This window comes from Oleiharenicola lentus, assembly GCF_051660365.1.
GTDB lineage: Bacteria > Verrucomicrobiota > Verrucomicrobiia > Opitutales > Opitutaceae > Lacunisphaera > Lacunisphaera lenta_A.
On the sequence record NZ_JBOZXB010000001.1, the window covers coordinates 1,244,169 to 1,265,644 of the forward strand.

15 protein-coding genes and 1 tRNA gene are annotated in these 21,476 nt (G+C 60.1%); 4 read left to right on the forward strand and 12 right to left on the reverse strand.

The window, feature by feature from the left end:
* Positions 1-6 precede the first annotated feature (6 nt).
* The 9 genes from ACRRQW_RS04530 to ACRRQW_RS04570 form a co-directional block, all read right to left on the reverse strand.
* On the reverse strand, positions 7-2,919 hold the full coding sequence (locus tag ACRRQW_RS04530) for a TonB-dependent receptor (RefSeq protein WP_438480071.1): 2,913 nt from the start codon (positions 2,917-2,919) through the stop codon (positions 7-9).
* 181 nt (positions 2,920-3,100) lie between these two features.
* Positions 3,101-4,477, reverse strand: coding sequence for a DUF3748 domain-containing protein (locus tag ACRRQW_RS04535; protein ID WP_438480072.1), 1,377 nt, complete (start codon positions 4,475-4,477; stop codon positions 3,101-3,103).
* Positions 4,478-4,539: 62 nt separating this feature from the next.
* A complete protein-coding gene (locus ACRRQW_RS04540) occupies positions 4,540-5,772 on the reverse strand; it encodes an exo-alpha-sialidase (RefSeq protein ID WP_438480073.1) in 1,233 nt (410 codons plus the stop codon).
* 49 nt (positions 5,773-5,821) lie between these two features.
* Positions 5,822-6,436 (reverse strand): hypothetical protein, encoded by a 615-nt coding sequence (locus ACRRQW_RS04545; RefSeq protein ID WP_438480074.1) that lies wholly within the window; start codon positions 6,434-6,436, stop codon positions 5,822-5,824.
* Entirely contained in the window at positions 6,370-7,086 is a 717-nt protein-coding gene (locus ACRRQW_RS04550; protein WP_438480075.1) for a WD40/YVTN/BNR-like repeat-containing protein, read from the reverse strand. Before ACRRQW_RS04550 ends, ACRRQW_RS04545 begins: the two co-directional genes overlap by 67 nt.
* 44 nt (positions 7,087-7,130) lie before the next feature.
* Entirely contained in the window at positions 7,131-8,063 is a 933-nt protein-coding gene (locus ACRRQW_RS04555) for an alpha/beta hydrolase (RefSeq protein WP_438480076.1), read from the reverse strand.
* Between the two features lie 18 nt (positions 8,064-8,081).
* Positions 8,082-9,452 (reverse strand): sulfatase, encoded by a 1,371-nt coding sequence (locus ACRRQW_RS04560; protein ID WP_438480077.1) that lies wholly within the window; start codon positions 9,450-9,452, stop codon positions 8,082-8,084.
* Between the two features lie 22 nt (positions 9,453-9,474).
* Positions 9,475-11,763: a TonB-dependent siderophore receptor gene (locus ACRRQW_RS04565; RefSeq protein ID WP_438480078.1), complete on the reverse strand. Its 2,289-nt coding sequence runs from the start codon at positions 11,761-11,763 to the stop codon at positions 9,475-9,477.
* Positions 11,764-11,911: 148 nt separating this feature from the next.
* A complete protein-coding gene (locus ACRRQW_RS04570; RefSeq protein ID WP_438480079.1) occupies positions 11,912-12,967 on the reverse strand; it encodes a LacI family DNA-binding transcriptional regulator in 1,056 nt (351 codons plus the stop codon).
* Between the two features lie 183 nt (positions 12,968-13,150).
* Between ACRRQW_RS04570 and ACRRQW_RS04575 the strand changes: the two genes are divergently transcribed.
* Positions 13,151-15,712, forward strand: a complete 2,562-nt coding sequence (locus ACRRQW_RS04575; protein ID WP_438480080.1) for a PVC-type heme-binding CxxCH protein — start codon at positions 13,151-13,153, stop codon at positions 15,710-15,712.
* 164 nt (positions 15,713-15,876) lie between these two features.
* Here ACRRQW_RS04575 and ACRRQW_RS04580 read toward each other — a convergent pair whose 3' ends face one another.
* Positions 15,877-16,359 carry a methylated-DNA--[protein]-cysteine S-methyltransferase gene (locus ACRRQW_RS04580; RefSeq protein ID WP_438480081.1) on the reverse strand — a complete coding sequence of 161 codons (483 nt, stop codon included), beginning with the start codon at positions 16,357-16,359 and terminating at the stop codon, positions 15,877-15,879.
* A 122-nt stretch (positions 16,360-16,481) separates the two neighbouring features.
* On the opposite strand from ACRRQW_RS04580, the gene ACRRQW_RS04585 reads away from it, so the two are divergent.
* Positions 16,482-17,951 carry an AlkA N-terminal domain-containing protein gene (locus tag ACRRQW_RS04585; protein ID WP_438480082.1) on the forward strand — a complete coding sequence of 490 codons (1,470 nt, stop codon included), beginning with the start codon at positions 16,482-16,484 and terminating at the stop codon, positions 17,949-17,951.
* 47 nt (positions 17,952-17,998) lie between these two features.
* On the opposite strand, the gene ACRRQW_RS04590 is transcribed toward ACRRQW_RS04585, so the two are convergent.
* Both ACRRQW_RS04590 and ACRRQW_RS04595 read right to left on the reverse strand, forming a co-directional pair.
* On the reverse strand, positions 17,999-18,388 hold the full coding sequence (locus tag ACRRQW_RS04590) for a hypothetical protein (RefSeq protein WP_438480083.1): 390 nt from the start codon (positions 18,386-18,388) through the stop codon (positions 17,999-18,001).
* A 109-nt stretch (positions 18,389-18,497) separates the two neighbouring features.
* Positions 18,498-18,585 (reverse strand) — tRNA-Ser (locus tag ACRRQW_RS04595).
* A 123-nt stretch (positions 18,586-18,708) separates the two neighbouring features.
* Here ACRRQW_RS04595 and ACRRQW_RS04600 point away from each other — a divergent pair.
* Together ACRRQW_RS04600 and sufU are read left to right on the forward strand one after the other, a co-directional pair.
* On the forward strand, positions 18,709-20,733 hold the full coding sequence (locus tag ACRRQW_RS04600; protein WP_438480084.1) for an FAD-dependent oxidoreductase: 2,025 nt from the start codon (positions 18,709-18,711) through the stop codon (positions 20,731-20,733).
* Between the two features lie 264 nt (positions 20,734-20,997).
* Positions 20,998-21,450, forward strand: a complete 453-nt coding sequence (sufU, locus tag ACRRQW_RS04605; protein ID WP_438480085.1) for a Fe-S cluster assembly sulfur transfer protein SufU — start codon at positions 20,998-21,000, stop codon at positions 21,448-21,450.
* The last annotated feature ends 26 nt before the right edge of the window (positions 21,451-21,476 follow it).

The window sequence follows — 21,476 nt, forward strand, 5'->3', positions numbered from 1 at the left end:
GGGTGATTAGAAGCGACCGTTGATACCAAACACGATCGTCGTGCCGGCAGTGGTGATGCGTTCCACCTGGCTTTCTTTGTAACGGTAGAACGAGTTGGGTTCGTTAAACGCGTTTTGCAGGTCGGCGAAGAAATTCACCGTGCGATTCAAATTATACGTCGCGCCGAAGTTCACGATGTTGCGCTCGAAACGATAACGCAGGCGCGAGGCGTCGGCGGCATAGGTGGCGAGGTAAACGCCGGTGTGATTCACGGACGCGCTGAGGCCGAGCTTGCGGTATTTCCAGTTCAAACCGGCGTTGCCCGTGCGCGGATAAAAGCCCGCGACTTCGCTCGTGGAACGGACACCCGTCTCACCGTAATCGCCATCGGTGGTGAGATACGTGTAGTTGGCGAAAATGCTCAGCGTTTTCAGCACACTCGGAAGCATTGAAAGTGTCTGGCTGTAACTAAACTCCCAGCCTTTGACGGTGGCGCTGCCGCCGTTAAACGAACTGAAGAGATCGTAGCTAGCCCTGTCTCCGGTGTAGCCGAGATCCTCACCCTTCCCGATTAAGCCGGTCACGATGTAGTCGGCCAAGTTTTTGCGAAAATAGCCCACCGAAAACACCCCGACAGGCTTGAAGTAATATTCCAACGAGGCATCCCAGTTTTCAGAATATTGAGGTTTTAAGGAAGGATTGCCGATCGATATGGTGCGAGTCGTTTCATTAATGGTAGCGTTGGCCAACAAATTGGTGAACGGAGCACGACCGATACTGTTAGACCAGCTCGCCCGGGCCTGTAAGTTGCTCGTGATCGCGTAGGTAAAGTGGATGCTCGGGAAAAGATCATCGTAGCTGCCACTATTCGTGCGTGGCATCGTATCAAGAATAGCGCTGCCAATCGGGTCGGCGGTGCGCTGCGCGGTTGTCGTGAGCATTCCAGCAGGGATGCGTCCGTGAGACTCGACTTCTGTGCGCTCGAAACGCACACCCGTAAGCACGCCGAGTTTTCCGAATTGCGACTGGCCTTGCAGGAACGTGGCGCTCACTTCCTCGCTGATGTCGCGCGTGCCGATCAGGTTGTCGAAGGTATCGGCATATAGAGCCTGTCTCCAGTTACTGGGATTGGCTTTGATGTCCTTCACGACCAACGACGCATCGACGAAGGGCAAGGGTTTGCCCGTGCGACGCGAATCCGAAGTCTCGAGATCCGGGTAAACGAATTGTTTCAAGGTGCCCGCCGCACCGGCGTAGGTGTAAGAGACTTCGTTCTTCACTTCCTCAGCCATCTGGTTGCGGAAAAAGAAACCGGTCTTGAGCGTCGTCGGCGTCGACCACGGGAGCAGGTAGGACGCGTTGCCCTTCGCGCCGTAAACGCGCGTGTTGCGCTCGCTGTCACGAATCGTGATCGCACCCGTGCCGTAGCTGGCGCCGTCGTAAACATTCGCGCCGGTCGTCTGCGTGAACACCGGGTATTCGTCGGAACCGCTCTTGTCGATCGTCCAGCCGACATTGCGCACATCCATCGTGAAGATGCCGCCGCCGGTCACGCCCTCGCGCTTGCCGTTGCCGAGGTTCGAATTGCTGTGGTTGTAGTAAGCGTCGTAGTCGATCTTCAAGCGATTGAACTCATGCTTCGCGCCGACATTCATCTGCCGTTCACGCGCGAGGAAGCTATACATCGTGGTGTTGAGTTGCACGCGTGAGTTCGCGGAGGGATTCACCTGGGTGAAATCATCCGTGTAGCCCGGGGCCACATTGGCGCCGGCTTGGTTGTTATAAGCGCGGCTGGTGTAGAGGCGCTGCAGTGGCTCCATCGCATCGTTGTAGATGCCGCCGATAAAAATCTGCGTGTGATCGGAGAGCTTGTAATCGACGCGCAGATTCGCGCTGCCCTGCTTGCGGCTGTTGTAGGAATCCGCCGTGCGGTAGTCCCACACAAATGCCGGCGAGGTCGTGGTCGCCTGATAATCCTGAATGACCTGGCCGTTGGAATAGACGTTTTCGCTGTAGAAAGTGTTGAACGAGACCGCGAGATTCCGCCGACCGCCGAACGCGTCGAACACTTCCTGGTAACCGAAACTGGTCTGCGGGTGCATGCGGTGCTCTTCGCGCATCGGGGTGGTCGGATAAAATTCCGGCGCCACGCGCACGGCTGCGCGGTAGTTGAAACGGCGTTTCTCTTTTAATTGCAGCGCCGAACGCGTCTTCATGTTCACCGCGCCACCGAGCGAATCGGACGGCATGTCCGGCGTGACGCCTTTGATGACTTCGATTTCTTCGAAGAGCGCGCCGGAAAGTGTGTTGGTGCGAAACTCGCGACCGAGGCCGCCGATGCTGGATTGAAGATTGCCGTCGATGCTCACGGTGTTGAGGCCGACCGCCGCGCCACGGATGACCGCGCCGGTCACTTCGCCGGAATCTTCCGAGCGGCCCGCGATACCGGGCATGCGGATGAGCACTTCGCCGATGCTGTCGTTGGGCACGTTACCGTAGGCGTCGAGCGCGACGACGTTTTTGACATTGGGCGCATTGCGCTGGCGCGTGATCGAGGCGGCATTGCCCTCGCGCTCGCTGTTCACGACGAACTTATCCAATTTATAAACATCGCTGGAAAGATCGAAGATCACGTCGGCGCGTTGGCCAGCCGCCACGCTGACATCGCGGGTCACGGTATCGAGGCCGGCGTAATTCGCGGAGACCTTATAATCACCCGCCGGCACATCGACGAAGAGGTAACGGCCTTCGAAATCGGTGACAACTTTGCGCCCGAGCGGTTGGAGTTCGACGTTGGCACTTTGCAGGCGGTCGCCGGTGCCAGCGTTGTTGACGAAACCAGCGACGGAGCCACTGGGCGATTGCGCTTGGGAAAGCGCCGCAGCCACCAACGCGAGGCTGGCGGACACGCAGAAACGAACGAGTTTGTTAAGGAGCATGGGGTAAGGGATATTCGACTAATAGCTTAACCGATTTAGCTAAACCAATTAACCGGCGCTAAATCGAAATTAAACAGGGGTAAGCGGGGATAACAACGAAGTAGCTAAATGGATTTAGCACCGTCAAACTAAAATTTAATTTTCAGTGATTTTCATACCGGCTCAACGCGGACAGATCGTTTCAGCGCTGCGGAATGCTGACGATGAAGATCTGAGAAAATCCGTTCACTCGTCGCAGGTAGGCGACGTGCTGGCCATCCGGAGAATACACGCAGGCGAAACTTTGCGGCGCCTCCGCGCCCGCGCGGCGCGGGGTGAGTCGTCGACTTTCGCCCGTGGTCACTTCGGTTAAAAAAATACTGTGATCCATCACGTGCGCGATCGCGCGGCTATCCGGACTCCAGGTGAACGCCGAGGCGACATCCCACGCATGACGCGATACCTGGCGCGGCTCACCGCCATTGGGCGATACTGTCCAAAGTTGCACGACGCCGGCGTCGTCCTTCATCAGAAAAGCGATTTGCGTTCCATCCGCAGACGCGCGCATCCAGTGACGCGGCTGCAACGCCACACCCGGGTGGCGACGCTCCGAGGTAAAGGTGAGCCGGCGTTGCACCGTGCCACGCGGCGGAGCCGGACGGGTGGTCGTCGTTCCCTCCAAGGGGGCGCCGCCCGCTTGCGTGAGATCACCCGGCAAATCCACGATAAAAACCTCCGCGTGTTCCTTCCCGTCCGGCGCGCGCACCAACCCGAGAAACGCGAGGGCCCGTTTCTGGCGCGTTCCATCGCGACGCACGTAACCATTCCGCCCCACCCAACCTTCCTCGAACGCCCGGCTGATCTGGTCGCTGCCTGGCTGCGGCTGGTTGACGGTGCGCGTGACCACCACCGAGAAAAAATCACCGTCATGATTGCGCGGATGATTTTTCGCCACGCGCACCGGCTGGTTCGCTGCGACCGCGACATTGCGCTGATTGATCTGGGCATCCGCGCGCTCGGGCGACGCCCCGAGTTGCGTCAGCACTTCGTCGTCGTAGGTAAAGCTCACCCAATTGCCGTCAGGGCTGAACAGGTGCACATGCGATCCGCCGCGCAGCGCGCCGGCCACAAACGGCGGCGCATAATTCATCGCGTCGAGCGCGTGGCCTTGGTGGGGAAAATTCACGTCCACCCACACGCCCCGCCGGCGGCTCGCGGCATAGCTCCACTCGTTTGTCGGATGCTCCGGCCCGGCGATAAACACCACCTTTGCCTCTTTCGGATGATAACTTGCCACCGCACACCCCGCGCCGTTTTTCGTCTCGTAGAGCACCTGCACGGCCTTCGTTTCAATATCGACCTGCGCGATGCGCGTGCCGTCGAACACATTGTCCGCCGAACGCACGTCATACACGATCCAACGACTGTCCGGCGACCACACCGCGCTGTTGGTCAACAGGTGTCCGTGCGGCGCATCCGTCAACTGACGTTCCACCGTGTCAGCGGAAATATCCTGAATGGCCGCGCTGTGCGCAGCGACCTGGGTAAAAATCGTGAGCATGGCGGCGTATCGTTTCATCACACCTCAAGGGCAGCGCAAAAATTTCTCTCGTGAGAAAAAATAAGTGTCCGGATCAAAGGTCACTGCAAGCCAAGCTGCTCAAGGGGAACCACCGAATCTTTCAGCGTCAGCTGGCGGAAGTTTTTCCAACGATGAAACGTGAGATAATTCGCGTCATGCGTGCTGCGCGCCCCGCCCTGCCCGTCTTCGAACGCGGTGCGCGACAAAGCGATCATGTCATCGCCCTCGAAAATCCAATCCAAGTATTGGAATCCGTGGTTGGCATGCTGCGGGTGGTAAAGCAGCACGCAGCGCACTTCCCAATTTTTAAGGTCCGGCGAGGACAGCAGCGCGACCGTGTTGCGATAACGCGGAGAATCGCCGTGCACCGGCGGCACGTAATTCGTGAGCGACCAATACAGCCCGCTCTTCGCATCGTGCCGGATGGTAAATTTTTTCGAACCACCGGGGAAATTTACGATGTCGTTCTTCGGATCGAACGTCGCCGTCTTGCCATCGGCGGAAAAACGCACGATCGCCGCTTTCTCTGGCAACGTTTTAGTCTGCACGCGCAGCACGTCGACGACGCCACCCTCGGGATCGATGACCACATTGCCTTCCAACCACGCGCCGAAATCCGCGTTTGGCAGCCAGTCAGGATCGCTCGCCAGCGGGTTTGAGAACGTCCAACTCGACGCCTGCAAGAGATCCGCGTCGACCGGCGCAGACATCATGAACGGACGAAACGCGCGTCCCGGCCAGCCTTTCTCGACTGCCGGACCTTTCTCGTCTTCCATCGCGCGCCAGAGCCGGCCGCGATATTCGATCACCGGCATCGGCGCAGTCGTGTAGGAAAGATCGCCCAGCAGACGCCCGCTTTCGCCATCTTTGGGGTCCGTCCACGTTTTTCCGCCGTCGACGGATCGACGAATGACGACGTTGCCAAAGCGGTGGCCCGCATGCGTGCCCAGAAGGTAAACCGCATCGCGATGCGCAAACGAACTTCCCCAAAACATGCCGTCGACGCGGGAAATTTCTTCCCACGTTTGTCCGCGATTTTTCGACCGATAAACTCGCGTCACCGCGCTCACTTTTTCAGTGCTGCCGGGACCAAACTCATCCCACTTCGCCAAGTAATCTCCGTTGGGCAGGGCCACGAGACCGGGAGAGCCAATGTAAACTTTACTGCTTTTGGGACTGTGCGCGACAACCACACCGGGCACCGACGAAGACTCGTTGGTCGCGGCGCCGGCGGAAACCGATAAACCGGCAAACGCGAACGCACCGAAGAGCGCGAGTAGTGATTTTTTCATGGTGGGGTAATTTTTGGTTTTGGGAGCAACGAAAGCGGATGGGATCTAATCAATACATCAGGTCGCGAAGATTTTTCACGCGGTGGAAGGTGATGAGGTTTCCTTCGTGCGCGCTCTTGGCGTGTTCGTCGCCGCTGCGTGAGAGGATCACGAGATCGTCGCCGTCGATGTCCATGCTCGCATAGTGGCGCGCTTCTTTCGGCGATTCAGTTTTCGCCACGAGTCCGGCGAAACACCAATCGACGAGATTTTTCGAGAAGTGTAGCACCATGCGGTGACGTTCGTTGTAAGGCAGATCGAACCGCTCAGGGGCGAGCCGATCCGGGCGACGCATCGAGTCTGTCGCTTGCGAACTGAGCAGCCAGTAGAGTTTGGTTTTCGCGTCGTAGATCAGGTGAAAGCGCAACTGCCCGCCGGGGAACGGCACATACAGCATCGTCTGGCCCGACGGCGCTTTCTCGAGCGACATCGTCATCGTGCCGTCGGCGTTCTCGACGACTTTGGTAAAACACGCGAAGCCCGTGCCACCCGTGTGCGCCCGCGCGATGAGGTGAAACGTGTGACCGCTGGGATCATACCACACGTGATCGGGATCCATCACCTGCGCCACCGCCGGTTCGACCCAACCGATCGGCGGCATCGTGCGGCGCGGCGAGGAGGACACGGGCGCGCGATTTGGATAATCCTGTTTAAAAAGGGAATCCCGAGAAACGGCAGCTTCACGTCATTCTCGCGCACGCCGGGCACCACGTCCGCGAAAACTAGTTCGCTGGAAAACGTCCACGCGGCGGGTTTCGTCAGGTCGGCGTCGGCCTTGGCGCGCAACAGCACGAGCGCTTTTTCACTCGGGCCCCACGCTTCGATCTCCCGGAAACGTCGCTCGAACGCGAGATAGACGTTGCCGTTCGCGTGCCAGACATTCGCCGGAGTTTGCTGCCACACTTTGTCTTTGCTCGTAAGCAACACCGGCGCCGACCACGTCACGCCTTCGTCGTCCGAACGCAAAATCGGCAGACCCGCACCCGTCGCGAGGTAGTAAATGGCTTTGCCCGCGACGAACAGCCGGCCCTGTTGCGGTTTCGCCTCGGCGCGCTTCGTCCACGTTTTGCCGCCATCATCCGACGTGAAAATAAATTCCCCGCTCGGGTGCTTCTCGCCCTTCCCCGCTTGTGTGTAAGCCGCGAGCAGTCGACCAGACTCCAACCGCAAGATCGTCGGCGAATAAAGCGGCGTGTCCTTCGGCGACGGCGATTCGCCGAGCACAACGTGGTCTTGTGCGAGCGGACAAATCGGCCCGGCGAAACCTGGCACCACGAATGCGAAAACCGGAAGCAGAGCTATGTGAAGCAAGCGCATGATTAATTGGGCGCGACTGGCGCGGGGAAAAGATGCCGGCGCAAAAATTCAAACTCCGCAGTCGTCACGTTGATTTTTTGGTCCCGGTGCAGAAACACACATTCGAGCCCGAGCGTTTCCATCCGGGACTTCAGCAGCAGACCCAGATTCGGATGATGAATCCCCGTGCCCGCGCGCGCATCGGGCGCCACCGCCGTGCGCGGTTCGCTGTAGTAAGCAAACACCGGCGGGTCGTCGCGCGTGAGATAAGTGAGCGCTGCCGCTTGCGCGTAGAGTTTAAACGCTTTTTCCGTTTCGAGTTCATCGGCCTTCAGCCCATGCAGATTTGCAAACACGGGGTGCTTCGCCGCGGCCTCGCCGGCGACTTCGCGAATCACGCGTCGGTCGTAAGTTGGCTGTGCGCCCATTACGGCCAGGCACGTGACCCGCGTCGATTCACGCGCTACCGGATCAGCACTCGCGGGATCAGCGAGGTCGTCGTGAAACGCAATCCACAGCGCCGTGCCTGCGCCCGCCGAACTGCCGGTGAGCGCGACGCGCGTGGGGTCGAGGTTCCACGTGCGCGCGGAGTGCCGCACAAATTGAATCGCCCGCGCACAATCAAGGTAGTGCGCCGGAAACGCGACTTCGGGCGCGAACCGATAATTCACCGCCACCACCGAGATTCCGTCGCGCAATGCCGCCGCAAGCACCGAGGCTGGCAGGTTGCCTTTACTGCCCGCGACAAATCCGCCGCCGTGGAAATAAATGAGGACCGGCGTAGGTCGCGTAGAATCGGCCAACCACACGTCCAGGACGTGCCGCGTGTGCGGCCCGTAAGCGACGTTGGCGTGGGCGGGCGGCGGGAGTTTTGATTTCCCGATTTCAGCATCCTGAGCGGCCAAGCGAAGCCCGAGCGCCACGATCAGAAGCACACGCAGGAAACTTTTTTTCATGGGAAAGCGTTGGGTGAGTTAACCCGAGGGATCATCGAGCGCCGCGCGTTTGCGCCACCAAATCGTTCCTTCGATCAGGCGTTTATCGATGAAGATCGGCGTCGCGAGCGTCTGATCCCAAGCCTCGAATACGGCCGAGAGTCGGCGGACTTTTTCCGGATGGGCGGAGGCGAGATCGTTTTTCTCAGAGGCATCCTGGGCGAGGTTGTAGAGTTCCCACGCCGGGCGCTTATTCTCGCCGACCCCGGCCTTGAGAATCTTCCAGTCACCTTCGCGCATCGCCGCCATGTAAGGGCCGTAACGCCAGTAGAGGCGGCGATCAGCCGGCAATACATTCGCTTCGCTGCGCAACGCGGGCAACAGGTTCATTCCGTCGAGCGGGCGCGCGGGATCCGCCGTGGTTTCGGTCGCCGCTAAGATGGTCGGGACGATATCCAACGCGCTGATCGGCGCGGTGCGCTTTTCACCTGCAGGCACGCCGCCGGCCGGCCAACGGACGAAGAACGGTGTGCGGATGCCGCCTTCGTAGATCTCGTATTTACCTGCGCGCAGCGGCGCATTCTCGCTGAAGTTTTGCGGCGCGCCGCCGTTGTCGCTCAGAAAAATGATGATCGTGTTTTCCGCGATGCCTTTCTCGTGGAGCGCCGCGAGCACGCGCCCGATGTTGTCGTCCATCGCCGAGGTCATCGCGGCATAGATGCGCCGGCCTTCGTCGGCGATGCCGGCGAAACGTTCGACGTAACGCGGCGGCGCCTGCATCGGCGAATGCGGAGCGTTGAAAGCGAGGTAGAGAAAGAACGGCTGCGCCGCATGCCGGTTGATGAAGCTCACCGCTTCGTCACCAAAACCATCCGTCGCGTAAGCCGGCTTCTCGGTCGGCTCCGCGTTGCGCCAGAATTTTCCGCTGCCGGGATAATACGAGATATTGCCGTTCAGGAAGCCGTAGAACTCATCGAACCCGCGCGCGTTGGGCCGGAATTCCGGATTCGTGCCGAGGTGCCATTTGCCCACAATGCCGGTGGCGTAACCGCGGGCTTTGAGCATCTGGCCGAGGTTCAACTCGGTCGCCGGCATCCCGAGGTTGTCGTTGCCCAAGGTCTGGATGCCAAAGCGCTGCTGGTAACGACCGGTCAGCATGCCCATGCGGCTGGGCATGCACACCGGCGCCGTCACGTAAGCGTTCGTGAACGTCACGCCCGTCGCCGCGATGGCGTCGATGTTCGGCGTGACGATGTCCTTGCTCCCCTGACGGCCGAGGTCGGCGAACCCCAGGTCGTCCGCCATGATGATGAGCACATTCGGTGGTCGAGCCGGCGCGGCGGCTTTGAGCTCCGCCGCCGGGCACGGCACGCACCAAACTAAACACAGCAGCAGAATCGTTTTTTTCATGAGAGTCGGGAGCAGGCTGGCATCAGAAACGATAGGTGTAGGTGAAGACCACCTGCCGCATCGGATCGAGGCGCATGATAAACGTCGGTTCATCCAAAACGTTTTTCACGATGAGATCGAAATTCGAGCGACCCCACTGGTAACTGCCGCCGACATCGAAGCGGTAGGAATCGCGGTCGATGCGTTCGCGCACGCCGGCCAGCGTGGCCGTGAACGGGCCGAAGGCGCGCATGCCGGCGCGAACCTGGAAGCCACGGCGGTCGGCCCCGCGACCGGAACGCAGGTCGTATTTCAAGAAGACGTTGGAACTCCAATCCACCAGGCGATGGGTGTCGCGTTCCACGACCGCGCCGCTGACCACGGCAAATTCCTGGCTCTCGTTCTTGGCGAAGTTGGCCACGAGGTTGAGACGGTCAGTAATGGCGGCGAAGGTTTCGAGCTCGATGCCGCGGATCGTCGTGTCGGCCAGCGAGCGCTGCACGGCGGTGTAATTGACACCTTGGAACGAGGTTTGAGTGGAGACCGTGAGCGAGTTGTTCACGCGCTGCATTTCGAAGAAGGCGACTTGGAAGGTCGCGCGGCCCTTCAGGAGTTCGCCTTTCACGCCCACTTCCTTGAGCTCCGTGGAGGGCTTGTAGGTGAGTTGCTCCTGCGTGCGAGGATCGGCCGCGGGCAGGCCGGCTCCCCAAACATTTTGAGTCGTCTCGGGATCGGGCTGGTCGGAATAAACCGCGTAAATGGCCAGACGGGGCAGCGGCTTGTAGGTGATGCCGTAACGTTGCGAGGTGACCGTCTCCTTGGTGTTCTGCGTCGAGGTGCCGGTGCGCAGGTTCTGCGTGTCGCGAGCCGCAAAGTCGCGGCGGCCGCCCGCGCTGAGGATCACTTTGCCGCGCAGGAAATCAACGTCACCGGCGAGATAGACGCCCTTGTTTTCATCGTTGCGAATGTTGTTGGTCGTGACCGCCACGGAAGCCCAGTTCACCTCGTCGAATGTGATGTGGCTCTGCTCGGCGGGCGCCGCGAGATTCACATAGTTGTAGGGCGCGAGGATGTTGCCCTGTTTATCCATATTATAGACTTCGATCGTGTTGTATTCGAAGCCGACCATGCCCGTGAACTTGGGCTGGCCCCAGAGGCGGTCGAATTCCCACTGCGAGAACAAGTCGCCTTGCACCCGATTCACGTGCTGCTGTTCGTCGGAAATATTCAAGCGCACGGGGCCCAGCCACACGCCGGGTGTTCCGAGCGGGTTCACAACCGGAAAATTCTGCTCCAGCGTGAAACGGTTTTCGTAATAGTCCTGATTGATATACTGGTAGCCCAACTGCGCTTGAAGGTGCTCGGAGAAACGGTGCGTCATGCGTGTGATGCTCATCAACGTGAAGCTGTCGCGGCTGCCATCACCGCCGACGAAGTTGGTGCCGATCGGGATGTCGAGCGCGTTGATGATGTCACCCGCCTTGGCGAGGTGGGGAATATGCTCGCGGATCTCGCGCGACCAGAAAGCCGGACCGGCGCCACTGTCCGTGGCCGGGGTCTCGGTGAAATTGATTTCGGCGAAGGACACGAGGTCGGTGCGCGGCGTGATCTGCCAGCGGAAGGAAGGAAAAAACACTTTCTTCCGGTTCTTGAAATCATCGACCGTCTCGCCGCTGTTTTCACCCACCACCACCAAACGGGCGGCCATGTCGTCGCGACCGGCCAGGGGCAGGTTGCCCTCAACCACGCCGCGGAAGAGTTCCTCCGTGCCCACCATGAGCTTGATTTCGCCAAACGTGCGACCGAGTTCCGGCTTCTTGGCGACAAAGTTCAACAGACCGGAATCGCCGCCGCGACCTTGCACGGCGGAGGGCGGACCCTTGATCACTTCGACGCGTTCGTAGCCCGCCATGTCGCGCTTGTATTGAGTGGTCGCGAAACCATCGAGGTAGAGCGCCGTGTTGGTTTCGAAACCGCGCACGATAAACTGGCCCGGCCCCTGCCGGTTGTTACGCGTGAAAACATTGCCCACATAACCCATCGCGTCCTCCTGCGTGACGGCGGCGATGTCGCTGAGGAATTCCTTGCTCACCACGTTCACTGTTTGGGGAATGTCGATCAACGCAGTGTTGGTGCGCGTCGCAACCGAGGCGCTGCTGACGCGATAGCCATTGCCGGTATCGCTCACGACTTGGAAGGGCTGCAATTCCAGCGTCTCCTCCTTCGACTTGGTGGTCGGATCCGTCGCCACTTGGGCGCGGACAATTGCAGGAAGCGCAGCCAGCACGACGCCAGTAGCCGCACAAAAACGAAACAGTCGAGCAGACAACATAGGGGTAAGGATTGAGGTAAATTGCTGAACCGATTTAGCTAAGACCTATGACTAATAACAATCGGGAGCACAAACGGGGTAAGAACTGACCAAGGGATTAGCTAAATGGATTTAGCTTCGTCAAACCAAATTCCATTTTCCCTTACTCTTAACGCGCAGCCCGCACTGAAGAGGCCCGCAAGAAAACCGGCGGCACCACCAGCACTTCACCCGGCGCGTCTTTTTCGCCGCGCAACAAGCGAAACAACAACGGCACCGCTTCGGCCACCATCGCGTCGTTCGCGCCCGCGACCGTCGTGAGCGGCGGATCGAAAAACTCCGCGAGCTCGTAGTCGCCCACTCCGACCACCGCGACGTCCTTCGGCACGGAATAACCGCGGCCCTTGATCGTCTGATACGCGCCGAGCGCGAGTGAATCCGTCACCACGAAAAGTCCGTCGAGTTTCCCGCCTTGCGCATAAAACACTTCCAGCGCCGCCGCGCCTTGCGACGGCTGCAAATCGGGGCTCACCAGGAAAACCGGATTCTTTCCCGTGCGCTCCTTCACCACGCGCTCGAACGCCGCCACGCGATTCGCCGTTGTATGCGTGAGCGAGCGTCCGTGCAAAATCGCGAGCTTCGTCGCGCCCGCGTCGAGCAACGTCTCCGCCGCCCGGCGTCCGACAAAATCCGGTGCTTCGAGCACACAGTGATAATTCGCGATGCGCCGACCGAGCACCACGACCGGATACGGCAGCTTCGCCTTCGCGAGAAATTTATCATCTTCGGGCAGCGTGTTCGTAATCATGACCGCGTGGTAGCGATTCGTGTCGAGCAGCCCGAGTTTGTCCGCGAGCCGCCCCGCGTGAAACATCTCGATCGCCACCGCGTAGCGCGTGTGCTCGTTCGATTGCAAATCCACCGCGCGTTGCAACGCATGCAAGGCCTGCCCGACTAGCGGCAGCGGCGCTTCGAACGAAGTGAGGATCGCGAGATCGAATTGCCGCGTCGCGGACTTGTGCGCCCGCAAACGCCGGCCCGCCATGTTCGGCACATAGCCGAGTTGAGCCGCCGCCTCGCGCACCTTGCGGATGGTTTCAGTCGAGAGCCGCCGCTCCACGCCACGGTTCGCCAGCACCGAGGAGACCGCCGCCGGCGACATGCCGACATGCTCGGCGATTTCGTAAATGGTAACTGCAGGCGAACTGCCAGACTTCGGGGGCACGCGCTGTGTTTGCTCAAACCCCACGCGGCTTTCCAGTGTAAACTGAGATGACACTTTTACCGCTCGTCGCGCCGATGGTTCGTCGCACCACGGTGCACGCGCCCACCCACCACTGGTCTGGCCCTAAAACCATTCGCTTGCAGCTTGCCTCAACGATTCGGTTTCCGCCTTCATTTCACTCGAATGAACCCCGCATCCCCCCCGGCCCGCGCCATGCGTTATGCGCAGTTAGCCGCCGCTTTCCTCACCAGCTTCGCCGCGCTGACCGCCCAGCAGGGCGACAATCCCAAGGAAAAGCAGCAGCCACTGCCGCAACACATCGTGGTGCCGCCCGCGCCGACGCTTTCAGCGGAAGACGCGCTCACCACGTTTAAAATCGCACCCGGCTTCCGCCTCGAAATCGCCGCCGCCGATCCGCTCGTGCACGATCCGGTCGCCATGACGTTCGGCCCCGACGGTCGCATGTGGGTCGTGGAAATGAGCGGCTACATGCGCGACGCCGAAGGCCTCGACGAAAACACCAAAGTCGGCTCCATCGCCGTGCTCGAAGACACCGATGGCGACGGCCGCGCCGACAAACGCACCACGTTTCTCAGCGGACTCGTGATGCCGCGCGCCGTGGCCCTCGTCGGCGACGGCGTGCTCGTGGCCGAGCCGCCGCACCTGTGGTTCGCCCGCGACACCAACGGCGACGGCGTGGCCGACGAAAAAACCGAGGTGATGTCCGACTACGGCAACACCCACAACCCCGAGCACACCGCCAATGGCCTGATGTGGGCGCTCGATAATTGGATTTATAACGCGAATCACACGCAGCGTTTCCGCTACCTCGGTGACGGCAAATTTTCCACTGAGGTCACCCACTCGCGCGGCCAATGGGGCATCACGCAAGACGACACCGGCCGCATTTATTACAACAGCAACAGCGACCCGTTGCGCGCCGACGTCGTGCCCGCCGCCTATTTTCGGCGAAACCCATTCTTCACCGCGCCCGCCGGCATCAACGTCCAAGTCGCCCCCGCGCGCCTCCCGATTTGGCCGAGTCGTGTTACGACTGGCGTCAATCGCGGCTACAAATCGCTCAACGACGAAGGCAAGATTTCCGCCGTCACCGCCGCGTGCGGTCCGGTGATTTATCGCGGCTCGCTCTTCCCCGAAGCGTTTTACGGAAACGCTTTCATCGCCGAACCCGCGGGCAATCTCGTCAAACGCCTCGTGCTCACGGAAACCGCCGGCCACCTCCTCGCCCGCAACGCTTACACCAACACCGAATTTCTGACCTCCACCGACGAACGGTTTCGCCCCGTCAATCTCACGAACGGTCCCGACGGTGCGCTCTACGTCGTCGATATGTATCGCGGCATTATCCAGCACCGCATGTATATGACGTCGTTTCTGCGCCAGCAGATCGACGAACGCGGTCTCGCCAAAGGCATCGGCATGGGACGCATCTACCGCGTCGTTCCGGAAAACGCCGAGCGCCCGAAAAGAAAGTTCAATCTCTCCACAGAATCCTCTGCGCAACTCGTCACCCATTTAAGTTCGCCCGACGGCTGGACGCGCGACACCGCCCAACGCCTCCTCGTAGAACGCCGCGATGCGGCGGCGACAGCTGTGTTGAAAAAACTCGTCTACGATTACTCGCAACCGGCTCTCGCGCGCCTCCACGCTTTGTGGACGCTCGACGGTTGCGAACAGCTCGACCGCGACACCGTCGGCATTGCATCGAGCGACAAGGACTTCCGCGTGGCCTCTGCTGCGATTCGGCTTTCAGGCAAATGGCTCGCGCAAGACAATGAAGAGGCCGTGGGCGAGGCACTGATGCACGTCATTCGCGCCTCCGAGTCTTCTGCGGAATGCATATTGCAAGCGGCCTTGTCATTGAGCGAAAGCCGTTCGGGACATGCCCTCAACGCGCTCGTTAACCTCGCGGTGCGCCATGGCACGCAACCCTACGTCGCCGACGCCATCGTCAGCGGCCTGCTCGGACGCGAACTTGAGTTTATCAACTTGGTCGTCACTCACATGGAAAACGAAAATGCCGCGCGCGCCGTCACCCTCGCCAGCAGCGCCATTCTCAAATCGGGCGACGCCGAGCGAATCTCGCTGCTCCTCGCTCACCTCGAGGCAAAATCCAAATCTCCCGCGTGGGCCCGCAGCGCCGTGCTCGACGGCATCGAACGCTTCCTGCCTAAAACTCCCGAAGGCAAACCCGTGGCCGGCGTGCTTCCCATCGAGCCGCGCCCGCTGCTGTTGCTCTCCGTGCAAACTGGCACACCCGAAGCGAAACAAGCTGCGCGCCTGAGCGCCTTGTTGAAATGGCCTGGCAAACCCGGCCTCGAACAAGAATCCGCCGCCATCGCCGCGCGCTTAACGCCGGCGGAAAAAATCCTGTTCGAAAAAGGCCGTGAGACGTTCGCCACGTTGTGCGCCGCGTGCCACCAACCCAACGGCGAAGGCCTGGCCGGCCTCGCGCCGCAGCTGCTCTACTCGCGTTACGTTCTCGGCTCGGAGCAAGCGCTCACGCGCATCGTGCTCAACGGAAAAGAAAAAGACGGCCTCGCGATGCCGCCCCTCCAAACGCTCGACGACGACACCCTCGCCTCCGTGCTCACCTACGTCCGCCAATCGTGGGGCCACAACGCCCCCGCGATTTCTCCCGAGACCGTCGCAGAAATCCGCAAAACGGTTGGCTCGCGCGAGTCCCCGTGGACAGACGAAGAACTCCAGACCTTCGCCAATTAAGCAGCTCGCCTAGGTGGAGCCCGACCTCCGGGCGGGCTTTTAAAAACCACGAATGGACACGAAGGCACACGAATTAATTTAGCTGCACTAAAGCCTTCTGACTGACTCAGCCATTCGTGTCATTTCGTGTCCATTCGTGGTTCACCCTCGAATTTTTCCAAAGCTTAGCGTTGCGACTCTAACTTCAGCAAAAACGACTTCGCCTCCAAGCCGCCCGCGAAACCCGTCAGCGTCCCATTGGAGCCGATCACGCGATGACACGGCGCCATGATCGAAATCGGATTCCGCCCATTCGCCGCTCCGACCGCGCGCACGGCTTTCGGGCGACCAATTTGCTTGGCGACCTCCGCATAACTCCGCGTTTCCCCGAACGGAATTTTGGTGAGCGCCTTCCACACATCCTTTTGAAAATCCGTGCCGATGAACGAAAATTTCACCGAGAATTTCCTAAGCTTTCCCGCGAAGTAATCCTGCAACTGCCGCTCCGCTTCGACAAGCACGGGGTGATTTTTCGCTTCTTCCATCGTCCCGAGCCGCACGCGCTTCGGGTCGTCGTTCTCCCAAAGAATCGCGGCCAGCCCGTCGTCATTCGCCACCAATTTCAGGCAGCCCACCGGAGTTTCCGTAGTTTTATAGAAAAGTTTCATAGCGTCAGTATGCCGGATTAACAAAGAGTTGCTGGCCATTTTCGGACATGGGCATAAATTAATCTGCTGTCCGAAAACGGCCAGCGAAGTTCATCCCGATCGCTTATCGTGCCGGCTTTCCCATGACCGATCCACAAGTCGCCTACCGCGCCCTCTCCTCCCGCGATCCCCGTTTCGACGGGCTCTTTTTCGTCGGTGTGACGTCCACCGGCATCTACTGCCGGCCGATTTGCCCCGTAAAAACACCGCAGAAAAAAAACTGCCGCTTCTTCGCCAGCGCGGAGGCCGCGGAAAAAGCCACGTTTCGCCCGTGCCTGCGTTGTCGTCCTGAACTGGCCCCCGGTCACGCGCCGGTCGACCACGCCCATCGCATCGCGCAACTGCTGGTGCATCGCATCGACGAAGGCCTGATCGAGGACGACACCAGCCTCGAAACCATCGCCGGCCAATTCGATCTCAGTTCACGCCAGTTGCGGCGCATCATCCAGCAGGAACTCGGCGTGTCGCCCATCGAGCTGTTGCAAACGCGCCGCCTGCTGCTCGCGAAACAATTGCTCACCGAAACCACGCTGCCTGTGACCGAAATCGCCTTCGCGAGCGGCTTCTCAAGCCTGCGCCGTTTTAACGACGCGTTCAGCTCGCAATACCGCATGCCGCCCACCCGCTTGCGCAAAAACGCGACCGAGCCCGCCCCCGCGCCTGCGGTCACGGCGACCTCCACCCTGCAACTCGCCTACCGTCCGCCCTACGATTGGGATCATATTTTGAAATTTCTCGATGCGCGCAAAATCCGCGACGTCGAGCACATCGCGGACGACAGCTATCTGCGCACCGTGCAAATCGGCGCACACACGGGTTGGATCAAAGTCACGCACGCCCCGGAGAAAAACTCGCTCCTCGTGGAGTTTTCGCACGCCTTGATGCCCGCCCTGCCCGCGCTACTCGGAAGGTTGCGCAACGTGTTCGACCTCGCCGCGCGCCCCGATCTCATCTCCGGCCATCTCGCCAAAGACCCACTGTTGCGCGATAGCGTGAAACGTCATCCCGGCCTGCGCGTGCCCGGCGCGTTCGATGGTTTCGAGTTGTCGGTTCGCGCCGTGCTCGGCCAGCAGATCACCGTGAAAGCCGCGACGACCATTGCCGGTCGTTTCGCAGAAGCGTTCGGTGAAAAAATCGAAACGCCATTTCCAGAACTCACCCGCCTCAGTCCGCTCGCCGAACGCGTCGCCCGCGCCAGCCTCGACGACATCGCCTCGCTCGGCATCGTCAGCGCCCGGTCACGCACGATTCTCGCGCTCGCGCAGGCCTTTCGCTCCGGCCAGTTGCGCCTCGACGCCGGCGACAATCCCGAAGCGGTCATCGCTAAGCTCGTGGCCTTTCCCGGCATCGGCCCCTGGACGGCCAATTACATCGGCATGCGCGCGTTGCGCTGGCCCGACGCGTTTCCCAAGGAAGACATCGTCGTGCGCAACAACCTCGGCCACGTCACCGCCAAACTCGCCGAAGAACTATCCCAAGCCTGGCGCCCGTGGCGCAGCTACGCGGTGCTGCATATTTGGAATCAGGCCGCAAAAATGCCGGCTAAAGTCTGAAACTGGAAAACGGCTGAAACTAGAGCGGGCCGTTCTTCTTCTTCCGTTTAACCGCCGCCAAAAAACGCGAAGATTAGTCCCAAATAGCCTACTACTTGGAACATCAAAGAAATCATCAGCAGACCGCTAAGCAAAAAATCTCCGTTCTTAACAAAAGCGAACGTCCACATATACTTCATCATCAGCCGATTTTCAGGCCTGTTAAGCGCAGCGACCATCGTGGCCCCGTTTAGCCGCTGATAGTCGTAGTGATGGCGAGTCCGCAGTCTCACACGTGCTAAAGACGCGAAAAATAGAGATCCAAGCAAACCCACTAAGAGCATCCGCCCAGAATGCTGAATGTATGCGACCTGGTCGAAGAACACGAGCAGCCCGCATAAGATGAACAGAATCGATAAAACCATCTCATCTAGGGTAAACAGACGTCTGGAGGTCATAACCTAAAAGGTTTAGCTTTTGATCAAAACTCAGTGCTGTGAAATCTCGTAAACAGACTAGGCGGAGTGAATTTTACAGACCTTAATCAGCGGAAACTTTGCCTCAAAATGGCGGAGGGGGAGGGATTCGAACCCTCGGTAGGTTGCCCTACACATGATTTCCAATCATGCGCATTCGACCACTCTGCCACCCCTCCGGTTTCCAAAAGGAGGGCGAATAAAGGGTGCTCCCCTGCTCTCGGTCAACGGTAATTCCTCAACGGCGCAAAACCCTGCGTTGCCAAGGGAACTTCCCCTCTCAAAGTCCCTCGTAGTCACCCATGGCGCGCAAACGTATCATCATCATCGGCGGGGGGTTCGGCGGAGTGAAATGCGCCCGTGAACTCCGCCAGCACCTGCGCGACGGCGACGCGGAACTCATCCTGTTTAACAAGGAAAACCACCTCGTTTTCTCTCCTCTGCTGGCCGACGCCGTGGGTTCTTCGCTCAACATCATGGACGTCATCGTCCCATTGCGCCAGTTGCTGCCGACGGTCGAATGCCGCACCGAGGAAGTCCTCAACGTCGACCTCGCGAAAAGCGAAATCGAATTCGAGAGCTACGACGGCCATCCGCGGCGCATGGGTTACGATCACGTCATCGTCGCGTGCGGCAATGTTTCCAACCTCAACGTCGTGCCCGGGATGGCCGACCACGCGTTTCCACTCAAGACCGTCGGCGACGCCGCCGTGTTGCGCACCCACGTGCTGCAACAGCTCGAAAAAGCCGAAGTCTGCGGCGACGACGCAAAACGTCGCTGGTTTCTGTCCTTCATCGTAGTCGGCGGCGGTTACAGCGGCGTAGAATCCGCGGGTGAAATCAACGACCTCGTGCGCGGCAGCCTGCGCTTCTTCAAAAACCTCAAAAAGGAAGACGTCTCGGTCACGCTGATCCATTCGCGCGACCAACTGCTTCCCGAAATCGGCGAGAAACTCCGCGCCTTTGCCGGCGAGAAAATGACCGAGGCCGGCGTGACGCTTCGCCTCAACGCCCGGGTGCAACTCGCCACGGGTGAAGGCGTGGGCATCGCTGATGAATTTATCCGCGGCGGCACCATCGTGTGCACGATCGGCAGCACCATCGCGCCGGTTATCAACCGCATGGACACGCCGAAAGCCCGCGCGCGTCTGCTCACCGACTCCGACATGCGCCTGCAAGGCAGCCGCAACGCGTGGGCCATCGGCGACTGCGCGAATATCATCAACGCCCACGACGGCGAACCCTCGCCCGGCACCGGCCAATTCGCCGAACGTCAGGGCCGCCAGTGCGCGCAAAACATCCTCCGTGTGCTCAATGGCGAGCCGACGCGGCCGTTCTCGTTTAAAGTCCTCGGCCAACTCTGCTCCATCGGCGGACACAACGCCGTTGCCGAAATGTTCGGCTTTCGCCTCTCGGGATTCGTTGCGTGGTTCGCGTGGCGCGGCGTTTATTTGTTCAAACTTCCGTCGTGGTCGCGCCGTTTCCAAGTCGGGTTCGACTGGGCGTTCCTCCTGGTTTTCCCGCGCGATCTTTCGCACCTGAAAACCGACGTCACGAATCGCGTCTCACACGCGCATTTCGAGCCGGGCGACTACATCATCCGCCAAGGTGAGCAGCCCGCGAATTTCTTCGTCATCGAAAAAGGCGAAGTGGAAGTCGTGCGCGCCTCGCCCGAAAAACCCGACGGGGAAGTCGTCGCCGTGATCAGCGCCGGCAATTTCTTCGGCGAACAAGCCTTGCTGAGCAACCAGCCGCGCACCGCGTCCGTCCGCGCCCGCACGCCGGTCGAGGTCGTCGTGCTCGGTCGCAACGTCTTCACCACCGTCTCGCAATCGCTCGCCCCGCTCAGACTCGCGCTTACGAAATCCATGACGCGTCGCTCCGCGAGTTTCTGGACCCAACGTCCCGAAGCCATGCAGGCGCTGCGCAGTTTTCAATTGGAAGATTTCATCGAGCCTACACCGCAACCGCTCATCCCGACGACCGCGACCCTCGGCGATGTCACGCGGATCTTTGCCGCGCACAAACCTGATTTCTTTTACGTCGTCTCGACCGGCGACCGCCTCGAAGGCGTCGTCACCCTGACTGACATCATTCGCGCGCAATCCGGCGAGCACACCGATGCCACGGTCGTCACCCAAATCATGACGCAGAATCCCACGACCATTCTCGCCACCGACAGCGTGATGGTCGCCGCATCTTCTTTCCGCGAATACGCCTATAAAACGCTACCCGTCGTCGCCGACGCGCAAAGCCGCCGCATCGTCGGCTACATCAGCGCCCGCCGGCTCATGGCCAGCGTCCTCGAAAAACTAGGCGCAAGGTAGGGCCCGCTCTCCGAGCAGGCCGGAGCGTAAACGAGCGTCGCTCGCCGCATCGCGTTCCACTCCACCCCACCCCACTTATCGCGCGCCCCGCCCAATCCAGTTTGTCATATATTATATGACAAACTGGATTGGGCGCATTCACCACACTCGCGCGCTGCCGCAGACAGGACTGCGTCCGGTGAGGCTCGTCAGAGCGAAGCAGGAAACACTGTTTGCCAAAGCGTGGGCTCCGCGTAGCCTCTGCCCTTCCCACATTCCCGGCAGATGAACGACCTCAGCGACCTCTACCAATCCGTCATCCTCGACCACAACCGCCGCCCGCGGAATCGCGGTAAATTGCCCACAGCCAACCGCGTCGCGCACGGCAACAACCCTTCGTGCGGTGACGAATGCAGCGTTTACCTGCGCCTTGATGGCGATCGCGTCGCCGAGATCAGTTTCGACGGTTCCGGTTGCGCGATTTCCCAAGCGAGCGCGTCGCTCATGACCACGCAGGTCAAAGGCAAGTCCGCGTCCGAAATCGAAGCGCTCTACAAAAATTTTCACCACATTGTCACCACCGGCGAAGCGCCCGAGGAAATCAACGACGTCGCTGCCTTCGCCGGCGTCCACGATTTTCCCGCTCGCATCAAATGCGCCACGCTCGGCTGGCACGCCACGCTCAACGCGCTAAAGGGCGACCCCGTGACCGCCACCACCGAAACGCACAAAGACTAAAAAATCGTTCTCGTTCCTCATTCTCT